The 12,696-nt window shown below is 73.8% G+C and carries 13 protein-coding genes; 7 read left to right on the forward strand and 6 right to left on the reverse strand.

Translation table 11 applies throughout. From position 1 onward, the window contains the following. The first annotated feature begins 2 nt into the window (after positions 1-2). From M446_RS15120 to M446_RS15130, 3 genes are all read left to right on the forward strand, one after another. Entirely contained in the window at positions 3-1,097 is a 1,095-nt protein-coding gene (locus M446_RS15120) for a glycosyltransferase (RefSeq protein WP_012332964.1), read from the forward strand. A gap of 71 nt (positions 1,098-1,168) precedes the next feature. Beyond that, on the forward strand, positions 1,169-2,578 hold the full coding sequence (locus M446_RS15125; protein WP_012332965.1) for an amidase: 1,410 nt from the start codon (positions 1,169-1,171) through the stop codon (positions 2,576-2,578). Next, on the forward strand, positions 2,575-3,105 hold the full coding sequence (locus M446_RS15130; protein WP_012332966.1) for a Mut7-C RNAse domain-containing protein: 531 nt from the start codon (positions 2,575-2,577) through the stop codon (positions 3,103-3,105). The genes M446_RS15125 and M446_RS15130 overlap by 4 nt, the downstream gene beginning before the upstream one ends. On the opposite strand, the gene M446_RS15135 is transcribed toward M446_RS15130, so the two are convergent. Continuing rightward, a complete protein-coding gene (locus M446_RS15135) occupies positions 3,074-3,568 on the reverse strand; it encodes a DUF427 domain-containing protein (RefSeq protein ID WP_012332967.1) in 495 nt (164 codons plus the stop codon). The genes M446_RS15130 and M446_RS15135 overlap by 32 nt on opposite strands. A 225-nt stretch (positions 3,569-3,793) precedes the next feature. On the opposite strand from M446_RS15135, the gene otsB reads away from it, so the two are divergent. From otsB to M446_RS34210, 3 genes are all read left to right on the forward strand, one after another. Continuing rightward, positions 3,794-4,546: a trehalose-phosphatase gene (gene otsB / locus M446_RS15140; protein ID WP_012332968.1), complete on the forward strand. Its 753-nt coding sequence runs from the start codon at positions 3,794-3,796 to the stop codon at positions 4,544-4,546. A 75-nt stretch (positions 4,547-4,621) separates the two neighbouring features. Next, positions 4,622-5,044: an FKBP-type peptidyl-prolyl cis-trans isomerase gene (locus tag M446_RS15145; protein ID WP_012332969.1), complete on the forward strand. Its 423-nt coding sequence runs from the start codon at positions 4,622-4,624 to the stop codon at positions 5,042-5,044. 491 nt (positions 5,045-5,535) lie between these two features. Next, the gene (locus tag M446_RS34210; RefSeq protein ID WP_012332970.1) at positions 5,536-6,303 is read left to right on the forward strand and encodes an outer membrane protein; all 768 of its coding nucleotides are present in this window, start codon (positions 5,536-5,538) and stop codon (positions 6,301-6,303) included. 55 nt (positions 6,304-6,358) lie between these two features. Here M446_RS34210 and M446_RS15155 read toward each other — a convergent pair whose 3' ends face one another. The 5 genes from M446_RS15155 to M446_RS15175 form a co-directional block, all read right to left on the reverse strand. After that, positions 6,359-7,051, reverse strand: coding sequence for an ABC transporter ATP-binding protein (locus M446_RS15155; protein ID WP_026190584.1), 693 nt, complete (start codon positions 7,049-7,051; stop codon positions 6,359-6,361). A gap of 29 nt (positions 7,052-7,080) precedes the next feature. After that, positions 7,081-7,830, reverse strand: coding sequence for an ABC transporter ATP-binding protein (locus M446_RS15160; RefSeq protein WP_012332972.1), 750 nt, complete (start codon positions 7,828-7,830; stop codon positions 7,081-7,083). Next, complete coding sequence (locus M446_RS15165) at positions 7,827-9,155, reverse strand: branched-chain amino acid ABC transporter permease (RefSeq protein ID WP_012332973.1); 1,329 nt, start codon at positions 9,153-9,155, stop codon at positions 7,827-7,829. The genes M446_RS15160 and M446_RS15165 overlap by 4 nt, the downstream gene beginning before the upstream one ends. Beyond that, entirely contained in the window at positions 9,152-10,105 is a 954-nt protein-coding gene (locus M446_RS15170; protein ID WP_012332974.1) for a branched-chain amino acid ABC transporter permease, read from the reverse strand. Before M446_RS15170 ends, M446_RS15165 begins: the two co-directional genes overlap by 4 nt. 228 nt (positions 10,106-10,333) lie before the next feature. Next, entirely contained in the window at positions 10,334-11,569 is a 1,236-nt protein-coding gene (locus M446_RS15175) for a branched-chain amino acid ABC transporter substrate-binding protein (RefSeq protein ID WP_012332975.1), read from the reverse strand. Between the two features lie 249 nt (positions 11,570-11,818). Here M446_RS15175 and M446_RS15180 point away from each other — a divergent pair, with 249 nt between their 5' ends. Continuing rightward, positions 11,819-12,673 (forward strand): IclR family transcriptional regulator, encoded by an 855-nt coding sequence (locus M446_RS15180; RefSeq protein WP_012332976.1) that lies wholly within the window; start codon positions 11,819-11,821, stop codon positions 12,671-12,673. Positions 12,674-12,696 lie beyond the last annotated feature (23 nt).

Genomic DNA, 12,696 nt, shown 5'->3' on the forward strand with positions numbered 1-12,696 from the left:
CCGTGACGCTCCTGGCCCTCCTCGCCCTCGTCCTGGCGCTGATCCCGGCGGTGCTCGCCATCGGCAACCTCGCGTCCCTGCGCGCCCCGCGCCCGGAGCCGGGCGAGGGATTGGTCTCGATCCTGATCCCGGCGCGCAACGAGGCCGCCAACCTGCCGGCGACGCTCGCCGCGGCCCTGGCGAGCCGGCAGGTGGCGCTCGAGGTGGTGGTGGCGGACGATCACTCGACGGACGGCACGCCCGATCTCGTGGCGGCGCGCGCCGCCGAGGATCCGCGGCTGCGCCTCCTGCGCGTGCCGCCGCTTCCCCCCGGCTGGACGGGGAAGAACCACGCCTGCCAGCGCCTCGCCGAGGCCGCGCGGGGCGACCACCTGCTCTTCATCGACGCGGATGTGCACCTCGCTCCGGACGCCGCGGCGGCGCTGGCGGCGCGGGCGCGCCGCGGCGGGGCCGGGCTGGTGAGCGGCGTGCCGCGGCAGGTGACCGGCACCCTGGGCGAGGCGCTGACCGTGCCGATGATCAACTTTCTGCTCCTCGGCTACCTGCCGGTCCCGCTCGCCCGGCTCGTCAACCACCCGGCGCTGGGCGCGGCCTGCGGGCAGCTGGTGCTGGCCGACGCGACGGCCTACCGGGCGGCGGGCGGGCACGAGGCGATCCGCACCAGCCTGCACGACGGCGTGCAGCTGCCGCGGGTCTTCCGGCGGGCGGGCCTGCGCACCGACCTCGTCGACGGGGCGCCGCTCGCGACCTGCCGCATGTATGCGGGGCTCGCCCAGGCCTGGGCCGGCTTCTCGAAGAACGCGCACGAGGGCATGGCGACGAAGCGGGGGCTGCCGGTCTGGACGCTGCTCCTGTTCGGCGGGCAGGTTCTTCCCTGGCTGCTGCTCGCCCTCGGCGACGCGGGCGCGCTCGCCGCCGCGACGGTCTCGCTCGCCACGCGGGTCGCGGTGACCGCGAAGGCGCGCGAGGCGTGGTGGACGGTGCCGCTGCACCCGGTCAGCGTGCTGCTGACGCTCGCCCTGCAGTGGAACGCGCTCCTGCGCCCCGGCCCGGCGGGGGTGGCGAGCTGGAAGGGCCGGACCTATCCGGCCGCGTAGGGGGCGGAGGGACCCCGTCCCTCCGCCGGGAGTTCAGGGGGCGGTGAGCCCCCGCGGGCAGGGAGCAGGGTATGACGGAGATCCGGCACCTCGACGGGGCGGCCCTGGCGGCGCGCTACAGCGACGGCGCGCTCTCGCCGCGGGAGGTGGTGGCGGACAGCCTCGCCCGGATCGCGGCGCACGAGCCCGCCATCAACGCCTTCGTCCTGGTCGACGCGGAGGCGGCCCTGGCGCGGGCCGCCGAGTCGGAGGCCCGCTGGCGCGCCGGCACCCCGCGCGGCCCCCTGGACGGGATCCCGGTCACGATCAAGGACAACATCGCCTGGGCGGGCCATCCGATGCGGCGCGGCTCGCCCACGACCTCGCCGGAGCCCCTCGCCGCGAGCGCGCCCGCGACCGAGCGCCTGCTCGAGGCGGGCGCGATCCCGCTCGGCAAGACGACGATGCCGGAATTCGGCTGGAAGGGCCTCGGCGACTCGACCCTGACCGGCCCGACCCGCAATCCCTGGGACCTGTCCCGCACCACGGGAGGCTCCTCGGCCGGGGCCGCGGCGGCGGCGGCGCTCGATCTCGGCCTCGCGCATCTGGGCACGGACGGGGCGGGCTCGATCCGCATCCCGGCCGCCTTCTGCGGCGTCTTCGGGCTGAAACCCTCCTACGGGCGGGTGCCGGCCTACCCGCCCTCCCCGTTCGGGCCGGTGGCGCATCTCGGCCCGCTCGCGCGGCGGGTCTCCGACGCGGCGCTGATGCTGCGGGCGATCGCGCGGCCCGACGCGCGCGACATGCTGGCCTGGCTCTCGGAGCCGCCGGATTACGCGGCCGGCCTCGCGGCGGGCGTGCGCGGCCTGCGGATCGCCTGGAGCCCGCGGCTCGGCTACGCGGCGCGGGTCGACCCGGAGGTCGAGGCGCTGACCGCGCGGGCGGCATCCGCCTTCGCGGAGCTCGGCGCGACCGTGGAGGAGGCGGATCCGGGCTTCGCCGACCCGGTCGAGACGCTCAACGGCATCTGGCTCGTCGGCGCCTGGAGCGTGCTGCGCACCATCCCGGAGGCGCAGCGCGGGGCGGTCGAGCCGGCCCTGCGCGCGGCGGCCGAGCGCGGCAGCCGGATCTCGGCGCCGGATTTCCTGGCCGCGCTCAACGCGCGGGCCGCGATCTTCACCGCGATGGCGCGGTTCCACGCCCGCTACGACCTGCTGCTGACCCCCGCGGTGGCCGTGCCCGCGCTCCCGGTCGGGCGGCTCACGCCGGCGGACGGGAGCGAGGGCGACGACTGGCTCGCCTGGACGCCGTTCTCCTACCCGTTCAACCTCACCGGTCAGCCGGCGGCGAGCGTGCCCTGCGGTCTCAGCGCGGCGGGGCTCCCGGTCGGGCTGCAGATCGTCGGCCCGATGGGCGAGGACGCGCGGGTGCTGGCGGCGGCGCGGGCCTTCGAGGCGGCGCGGCCCTGGCCCGCGATCGAGGCGCCGCGCCCCGCGCCGTGAGCGTCGACGCCCCGCCCCGCTGGCTCTGCGACGAGATGCTGGGGCGGCTCGCGCGCCTGCTGCGCGCGGCGGGCCACGACGCGCGGCTCGCCGCGCCGGGCACGCCCGACCGCGACCTCCTGGCGCTCGCGGCCGCGGAGGAGAGGATCCTCCTCACCCGCGACCGGCGCCTCGCCCGGGAGGCGCGGGCACGCGCGCTCCTGATCCGGGAGGAGCGGCCGGAGGCGCAGGCCCGGCAGCTGTCGCGGCTGCGCGCGATCGACTGGCACCTCGCCCGCTTCAGCCGCTGCCTGGTCGACAACGCCCCGTTGCGAGCGGCCCCGGCCGAGGAGGTTGCCGCCCTGCCGGCGGCGGCGCGGGCCGGACCCGGCCCGTTCCGGGCCTGCCCGTCCTGCGGGCGCCTCTACTGGCCCGGCAGCCACGTGCGGCGGATGCTGGACCGGCTCGACCGGCTCGCGGGCGACGCGGCCGTGGAGCGCGCCGAGGAGGCCCCCCTCACCAGCCGATCGTGCCCGGCCCGCCCTTGAACGGCCCGACCACCGCGCCGGTGATCCAGCCGCCGTAGAAGCCGCCGGGCTGGGGCGTCACCCGCTCGTCGCCGACGAAGCAGGCCTCCATGGGGCCGGCGTAGAAGGCGAGGTAGTGGGCGATCGGCCGGAATCCCGGCATCGGCGCCGGGTAGGCCCAGGCCGCGCCCGGGACGGTGCGGCCGCCGGCCGTCACGTCGTGCAGGACGGCGCGCCCCTTCCACTCGCACAGGCTGGCGGGCCGGGGCGGGCCGAGCACGCCCGGCAGGACCGAGTCGGGCGGGAAGTAGTAGGTCGGCGGATGGCTGGTTTCCAGCACGCGGAACCCGGCCCGGGTCTGCGCGATGGTGATTCCGCCGAGGACGACGGCGAGGCGCTCGGCCACGGGCTCCAGGCGCGGCGGGCGCGGGTAGGCCCAGACGCTCTCCTGGCCCGGGCCCGGGGGGATCGGCTGCGGCGGCATGCGGGCCTCCTCTCGCCCGGGAGGATGCGCCGGCCCCGCGCCGCCGGCCCCGCGTCACGATGCCCGAGGCTTCGGCCGCCGAGGCCCCTGCCTCCGCCCCGAACCCCCTGCCTCGGCCCCGGGGCATTTGCCTCGGCGGCCGCCACGCGGTTTATGGCCTCGCCCCCGTCGCGGGCCCGACCCGCGCGGCGGGAGGCTGCGCCGCCGCTTCCGGAGAGCCGAACCGTGACCGACACCGCCCACGCGCTGTTCCTCGACTTTGACGGCACCCTCGTCGACATCGCTCCCCGGCCCGACGCGGTCGTCGTGCCGCCGGCGCTGCCGCCCGCCCTCGCGGCCCTGCGGGCGCGGCTCGGCGGCGCGCTCGCCATCGTGACCGGCCGGCCGATCGCGACCATCGACGGGTTCCTGGCGCCCGAGCGCTTCGACGTGGGCGGGCTGCACGGGGTGGAGATGCGGCGGGGCGACGCCGTCGCGGGCTGCGAGCCCGCCGCCCACCCCTCCCTGCGCGCGGGGGTCGAGGCGCTGAAGCGGCAGGCCGCCGCACTCGATCGGGTGCTGATCGAGGACAAGGGGTGCTCGGTGGCGGTGCATTGGCGCCTCGCCACGCCGGGCGACGCGGACCGGGCGCAGGCGGCGGTGGAGCGGCTGGCGGCCGATCTCGGCAGCGCCTACCGGCTGCAGCTCGGCAAGGCGGTGGGCGAGATCCTGCCCGCCAGCGCCACCAAGGGCCACGCCATCCGGCAGTTCCAGGAGCGGCCGCCCTATGCGGGGCGCCGCGCCGTCTTCCTCGGCGACGACCTCACGGACGAGAAGGCCTTCGCGACCGTGAACGCGGATGGCGGCATCAGCGTGCGCGTCGGCGGCGGCGAGACGATCGCGCAGCGCCGGCTCGCCGCCCCGGAGGACGTGCGGGCGCTCGTCCTGCGCTGGGCCGAGGGCGCGCCCGTCGATCCGGACAGCCTGCCGCGGGCGTGACCCCGGCCTCTCGGCAGCGGCGGGCGGGCGTGCTAACCCGGCCCTCCGTTCGTGACACGAGGACCCTTGTCCGCGATGCGCCCCTCCTCCCTCCTCCGTGCCGGAGCCCTGTTGATCGCCATGAGCAGCGCCGCCTCCTCCGCCGATTTCGTCACCACCGCCTCGGGCCTGAAGTACAAGGACGACGTGGTCGGCACCGGGCCGCAGCCCCAGGCCGGCCAGAGGGTCAGCGTGCACTACACGGGCTGGCTCGATGACAAGGGCCGCAAGGGGAAGAAGTTCGACAGCTCGGTCGATCGCGGCCAGCCGCTGGAATTCGCGGTCGGCACCGGCCAGGTCATCAAGGGCTGGGACGAGGGCCTCTCGACCATGAAGGTCGGCGGCAAGCGCACCCTCCTGATCCCGCCGGATCTCGGCTACGGCGCGCGCGGCGCCGGCGGCGTCATCCCGCCGAACGCGACCCTGATCTTCGACGTCGAGCTGCTCGGCGTGCGCTGAGGCGCGCCGCCGGCCGCCCGCCGCGGCGCGGGCGGCCGGCCCGGGATCGCCCGCCGCTCGCGACGTCCCGCGCCGGCGCCGCCCTTCGCGGCAGACCGGGACCGCCGCATCTCGGCCGGCGCAGCCATCTCGGTCCGACGGCCTCCAGCGTTTTACTTTCGCTTAACTTTTGCCGATCGTCCGCGCGGCCCGCACGATTGCGCCCTCGGAGCACCGGGACAGCGACCCGACGGCAAGAGATCTTCTGCTCATTTCATACGCTTTCCGGAAGTGATCTTCCGGACAGCGTCTGCCAAGCCCGCGCGGCGCTTGAGCGAAGCCGACATCCGCATTGCCGAAATGGGAGATGGCGAAGCAATCAGCCGGATGTCGTATCACGTGATATTTGCCTCACTGTCGCGCCGATCTTCGCCGCGCACTGTGGCGGCCTTGCCACAGACGACTCGCTTCGGGTGATCTAACCTTACGTCAGTCTCGTCGGAGAGCCTGCCGTGAACAGGGTTGCTGCTTCCGGATTGCTGGCCGTGCTCGCCGCCACGGGCGCGCAGGCCGCCGATCTACCTCGCCGCGCGGCGCCGCCGGTCGTCGCGCCCGTGCCGACCTTCACCTGGACGGGCGCGTATTTCGGCGCGAACGTCGCGGGCCTCGTGGACGGGAATTTCCTGCTGCGGAGCCTCGCTCCCCTGCCCGGCGCGGCGTCGCGCCCCTCGGCGGGCGGGTTCGTGGCGGGGGGGACGGTCGGGTACAATTACCAGTTCGCGCCCGAGAACGGATTCGTCGCCGGCCTCGAGGGCGATATCGGCTACAGCGGCGTCCGGCACACCGGCATCATCGCCGCGGCGGGTCTGGGCACCGCGAATGGCCGCCTGCAGACGGACACGTACCACGCCACGATCCGCGGGCGGATCGGTTACGCCTGGGGCCCGGTCCTGGTCTACGCCACGGGCGGCTGGGCCTTCACGGAATTCAACGCCGAGGGCGTCGCGGCGACGCAGCGGTTCGGTCTCGGCGCCGGCCGGCCGTTCGTCGGGGCCTTCGCGGGCCCGGTCCGCCGCTCGATCCCGCTCGACGGCTACACGGTGGGCGGCGGCGTCGCCTACAAGATCACGCCGGACTGGTCGCTCAAGGCCGAGTATCTCTTCGCGGAGCTCGACCGGAGGGTGGCGTTCCGGGCCGGAGGAACGCCGGTGCGGGCGCGGGTCGGCCTCGACGCGCACCTGATGCGGATCGGCGCCGACTACCGGTTCAGCCTGTTCTGAGCCGAGGTGCGGATCGCGGCGCGGGCCCGGCTCGTAGGGAGGGGGAGCCCCCGCCTCACACCTCCAGCCATTCCCGCCGCACGGCCTCGTCGGCCATCAGCGCGGCGGGCGTGCCCTCGAAGACGACGCGGCCGTGGCCCATCACGTAGAGCCGCCGCGACAGCTTCAGGGCGATCGTCAGCTTCTGCTCGACCAGGAGAACGGAGACGCCCCGGGCCGCGATCTCGGCGACGAGCTCGCCGACGCGCGCCACCATCTGGGGCGAGAGCCCCTCCGTCGGCTCGTCGATCATGATCAGCTCGGGATTGCCCATCAGGGTGCGGCAGATGGTGAGCATCTGCTGCTCGCCCCCCGACAGCACGCCCCCCGGCGTGTCGATGCGCTCCTCGAGCCGCGGGAAGAGCCGGAAGATGTCGGCCTCGGTCCAGCGCGCGCCCGAGCCCGCCTTCTCGCCGAGGGCGAGGTTCTGGCGCACCGTGAGCTTGGGGAAGATCGCCCGCTCCTCCGGCACGTAGCCGAGGCCGCGGCGCGCGACGAGGTGGGGTTTCAGCCCGGCGATCGGCCGGCCCTTGAAGCGGATCGTGCCGCGCGGGGCGACATCCCCCATGATGGCCTTCAGGGTCGTCGAGCGGCCGACCCCGTTGCGGCCGAGGATCGAGACGATCTCCCCCGCCCCGACCGTGAAGCTCACGCCCTGCAGGATGTGGCTCTTGCCGTAATAGGCGTGCAGGTCCTCGACCTCGAGCAGGGCCGGGCCGGGCGGCGAGGCGGCGGCGCTCATGCGGCGACCCCCAGATAGGCTTCCTGCACGGCGCGATTGCCCCGGATGCGGGCCGGCGTGTCGGTGGCGATGAGGCGGCCGTAGACGAGCACCGAGATGCGGTCGGCGAGGCCGAACACCACCGCCATGTCGTGCTCGACCATCAGCAGGGTGCGCCCGGCCGTGACCTCGCGGATCAGCGCGGTGGCGTGCTCGCTCTCGCTGTGGCTCATGCCGGCCATGGGCTCGTCGAGCAGGATCACCCGGGCGTCGCTCGCGATGCTGATGCCGATCTCTAGGGCCCGCTGCTCCGCGTAGGCGAGCATGCCGGCCGGCATCGCGGCGCGGTGGCCGAGGCGGATGCTGTCGAGGATCGCCGCCGTGCGGTCGGCGACGCCCGGCAGGCGCTCGGCGCTGCGCCAGAAGACCGGCCGGTGGCCCATGGCGCGCAGCACCGCGCAGCGCACGTTCTCCCAGACGGTGAGCTTGGGGAAGATGTTGGTGACCTGGAAGCTGCGCGCGAGGCCGCGCCGGTTGATGGCGGCGGGCCGCGCCCCGGTGATGTCGGCGCCCTCCAGCCGGATGGTGCCGCTCGTCGGGGCGAGGCGGCCGCTGATCAGGTTGAACAGGGTCGACTTGCCGGCCCCGTTCGGTCCGATGATGGCGTGGCGCTCGCCCGCCGGGACGGCGAGGTCGATGCCCGCGATGATCTGCGTCGGCCCGAAGGACTTGGTGACGCCGGCGAGTTCGAGGGCGGGCGCGCTCATCGGGAGGCGGCCTCCGGACCGGCCGGCGCGGCCTCGTGCCACGCGGCCGCCACGCGGGGGGACGCGGCGCGCAGGCCGAGGATGCCCGCCGCGAGGGCGGCCGCGGCGAGGAGCCAGGGCAGTGGCGAGGCGACGTCGAGGGCGAGGCCGAACAGGCGCAGGGCGCTGCCCTCGCCGGCCTTCACGAGGGCGTGGAAGCTCATCTCGATCAGGCCGATCAGGCCGAGGACCAGCGCGAGCGCGGGCGGCAGGGCGAGGGCGTAGGCCGGCAGGAGCCGGTGGGCGGTGCCGGCGCGCAGCAGGGGACCGTGCATCAGGGCGAGCCCGGCGAGGCCGCCCGGGGCGAACATCACGATCGCGATGAACAGGAGCCCGAAATACAGCTGCCAGACCTCGGTCAGGTCGGAGAGCGACACCTGCAGGATCGTCACCACCACGGCGCCGATCACCGGCCCGACGAAGTGGCCGATGCCGCCGATGAAGGCGGCGAGCAGCACCACCCCCGACTGGTTGAGGCTGAGATACGAGACGTTGACGATCTCGAAGTTGATGGCCGCGAGCGCCCCCGCCACGCCCGCGAAGCCGGCCGAGAGGCAGAAGGCGATCAGGCGCACGGTGCGGGGCTCGTAGCCGATGAACTCGACCCGCTCCGGGTTCTCCCGCACGGCGTTGCACAGCCGCCCGAGCGGCGTCCGGGTGATCCCGTACATCAGCAGGGCGCAGATCAGGCACCAGCCGGCGATCAGGTAGTAGACCTGGATCTGCGGCCCGAAGCTGAGGTCGAACAGGCGCAGCATCTTGGTGCGGTTGGTGGTGACGCCCTCCTCGCCGCCGAAGAAGCTGTGCAGGATGTGCGAGCCCGAGGCGACGAGTTCGGCGAGGCCGAGCGAGATCATCGCGAAGACGGTGCCGGCGCGCCGCGTCGAGACCGCCCCGAAGACGAGGCCGAATCCGAGCCCGGTCGCCGCGCCGACGAGCGGCATGACCGCGAGGGGGATGGGCAGGCGCCCGGCCGCGACGGCGTTCATGGCGTGGACCGTGAAGAACGCGCCGAGCCCGTAATAGACCGCGTGCCCGAAGGAGAGCAGCCCGGTCTGGCCGAGCAGCATGTTGTAGGACAGGGCGAACACGATCGCGATGCCCATCAGGCTCAGCATCGTGAGGGCGGTGCCGCCGGAGAAGACCTGCGGGGCGGCCGCGAGGATCGCGGCGGCGGCGAGCCAGGGGGCGACCCGGCCGAGCAGGCCGCGGCGCGGCGGCGCCGCCGCGGCGGCCGGCCGGCCCGCGGCCCAGTCGGGGGCGGCGCCGTGAGCGAGATCGGTCATGCTTCGCGGTTCCCGAGCAGCCCGGTCGGTCGCACGATCAGCACGATCACGAGCAGGAGGTAGGGGATCACCGGCCCGACCTGCGCGATCGTGACCGTCCAGAGGTCGCCGAGCACCCCGGCCCCCGGCGCCGCCGCGATCCCGAGCGCGGCGGCCACGCTCGCCGGCGAGACGTCGAGGGAGACCGCGAAGGTCTGGACGAGGCCGATCAGCAGGGAGGCCACGAAGGCGCCGGTGAGCGAGCCGAGCCCGCCCACCACCACGACCACGAACAGGATCGGGCCGAGCAGGCCCGCCATGTTCGCCTGGGTGACCAGGGCCGGCCCCGCGATGACCCCCGCCACCGCCGCGAGCCCGGTGCCGATGCCGAAGACCAGCATGAAGACCTTGGCGACGTCGTGGCCGAGCATCGCCACCATGCTCGGATGGGTCAGCGCCGCCTGGATGATCAGCCCGATCCGGGTGCGGGTCAGGACGAGGAGCAGCCCGGCGAAGATCGTCACCGAGACGACCAGCATGAACAGCTTGTAGGCCGGGTAGTTGGTGTCGAAGATGGTGAAGGCGGGAAAATCCAGGAGCGCCGGGACCCGGTAATCGACCGGCAGCTTGCCCCAGACCATCTGCACCGCCTCCTCGATGACGTAGGCGAGGCCGAAGGTGAAGAGGAGTTCGGGGACGTGGCCGTGCCGGTGCACGTTGCGCAGGCCGAAGCGCTCGATCAGCGCCCCGATGCCGCCGACCGCCAGGGGTGCCACCACGAGCCCGACCCAGAAGCCGGTGAAGCGGCTGATCTGATAGCCGAAGAACGCGCCGAGCATGTAGAAGCTCGCATGCGCGAAGTTGAGCACGCCCATCATGCTGAAGATGAGCGTCAACCCGCTCGCCATCAGGAACAGCAGCATGCCGTAGAGCACGCCGTTCAGAGTCGAGACGATGAGAAGTTCGAGCAAACTGCGATCTCCTGCAGCGCGGTCGCGGCTCTTCGCGGGGTCACCATGCGCTCGCGGCAGCGCCCGCCGCGGGGATGGGCGGAGGCGGGCACGCGGTCTCCCCCGCCGCCGCCGCGTCCATCGCCGCGCGGGCGGGGCGGGCCGCGAGACCTCGCCCCTGCGCCGCGCGACGCTCGCTCCCGAGGGGCCGTCGCGCAAGGCCGACGACCGCCTCCCGACCTTCCGCCCTCAGCTCGGCCGGTCCATCTTGCAGGTGGTCGGCAGCAGCGTGTCCTTCGCGCTGACCTCGCCCGCCGCCTTCCAGCCCCAGCCGGTATTCTCGCTGTCGAATTGCTTGGCGGTGTCCACGGGGCCGAATTGCGAGATGTAGATCGGCTGGAAGAGCTGGTGGTCGTCCGGCCGCATGAAGCTGTCCTGGCCGTAGAGCGTGTCGTTGTGGATGGATTCCAGCGCCTTCGCGATCGCCTTCGGGTCGGTCGACTTCGCCTCGCCGGCGGCCTTGGCGAGGATGTTCATCAGGTTGACGATGCGGGGATAGGTCAGCTCCTGGCCGACCCGGGCCCGGAACGCCTTCTCGAACTCCTGCCCGGCCGGGTACGGGATGTTGGCGTAGCCCTCGGCGACCTGGAAGACCCGGTCGGCCAGATTCGTCTGCTTGATCGCGGTCGGCGATCCCGACCCGCCGCCGTAATACGTGTAGAAATTGGCCTGAAGCCCGGCATCGGCCGCTGCCTTGAGCAGCAGCGCCATGTCCTGGCCCCAGTTGCCGGTGATGACCGTGTCGGCGCCGGACGCTTTCACCTTGGCGACGTAGGGCGAGAAGTCGTTGACCTTCTGCAGCGGCGCGACCTCGTCGCCGACGATCTGCACGTCCGGACGCTTCTCCTTCAGCATCGCGCGCGCCGCGCTGCGCACCGCCTGCCCGAACGAGTAATCCTGGTTGATCAGGTAGACCTTCTTGACCTCGGGCTTGCCCTTCAGGAAATTCGTCAGGGCCCCCATCTTGATGTCGGAATTGGCGTCGAACCGGAAGTGCCAGTAGCTGCACTTCGCGTTGGTCAGCACGGGATCGACGGCGGCGTAGTTGAGGTAGACGACCTCCTTGCCAGGGTTGCGATCGTTGTACTTGTTGACGAAGTCGACGATGGCGGAGGCCACGCTCGAACCGTTGCCCTGCACGACGACGCGGGCGCCGGAATCGATCGCCTTCTGAAGCTGGACGAGGCTCTCCTGCGGATTGAGCTTGTTGTCGTAGCCGAGGACTTCGAGCTTCAGGTCGGGGTTGTTGGCGTTGAGGCGCTCGGCCATGAACTGGAAGGTCTTGAGGCCGGCCTCGCCGGTGCCGGCGCCGCCGCCGGACAGCGGATCGATGAAGGCGATCTTGAGGGTGGCGGGCGCGGCCAGCGCCGCCCCGGCCGCGAGCGCCAGGATGCCGGCCGCGGCGGTGCGTGCGATCGATCTCAACAAGGGCGTCTCCTCCGGGTGGCGTTTTCGTCTTGATTGTCATCGTACCGCGCGCCGTGTTCGGCGTCGCCGTCGGGCCGGCCGCCGGCGCGACGGCCGGGCGGCCAGGGCCGAACCCTGCCCGCGCACCCGGGACGGGTCAAGACGCGAAATAGCGGTCCGCATCGCGAAACGGGTTGCCGGAATGGCGGCGGATCGGCAGGGTTGCGCCCGGGGCCGCGGGCGCGGCCATGCCAGACGGGGCTGAACATGTCAGAGGCTCTCGCGCCGGGCCGCGACACGCCGCGCGGCCGCGCCGCGGCCGGGTGGCGGGATCCCGCGCGCCCCGACGGCGAGGACGGCGACCGCCAGTTCGTCACCGCCCTCGCCCGAGGGTTGCAGGTGCTGCGCGCCTTCCGGGACGCGTCCGAGTGGCTCGGCAACCGGGAGATCGCGGCGCGCACCGGCCTGCCGAAGCCGACCGTGTCGCGCCTGACGCACACGCTGCTGGCGCTCGGCTACCTCGTCCACGGGGAGGATGGCGAGCGCTACGGGCTGGGGCCGGCGGTGCTCGCCCTCTCGGCCGCCTTCCTGCGCCAGAACTCCTTCCCGCAGATGGCGAAGCCCTACCTGCAGGACCTCGCCACGGCGGTCCAGGCCCACGTGGCGCTGGGCCTGCGCGACGGGCTGCACAGCGTCTACATCCAGCTCTGGCGCGGCGTCGGCCAGACCATCACCATCTCGCGGGAGGTCGGCTTCCACCTCCCGCTCGCCCGCAGCGCCATGGGCATGGCGACGCTCGCGGGCATGGACGAGGCCGAGCGCGCGCCCCTGCTCGCGCGCCTGCGCGCGGAGGCCGGGGCCGAGTGGCCGCGCCTGGAGGGGACCATCGCCCGCTGCCAGGCGGAGGTGGCCGAGCGCGGCTTCTGCGTCGGCGTCGGCATCTGGCACCCCGAGATCAACGCGGTGGCGGCCCCGATCCACAGCCCGGGGGCCCAGGGCCTGTTCGCGGTCAATGTCAGCGGTCCGGCCTTCGTGATGACGGAGGCGGTGCTGCGCCGCGAGACCGGGCCCAGACTCCTGGAGACGATCGCCCGGATGCGGGCGCTCGGCATCGTCGAGTAGCGCGCCGGGCGGCGCGCAGGCCG

This window comes from Methylobacterium sp. 4-46, assembly GCF_000019365.1.
Taxonomy (GTDB): Bacteria; Pseudomonadota; Alphaproteobacteria; order Rhizobiales; family Beijerinckiaceae; genus Methylobacterium.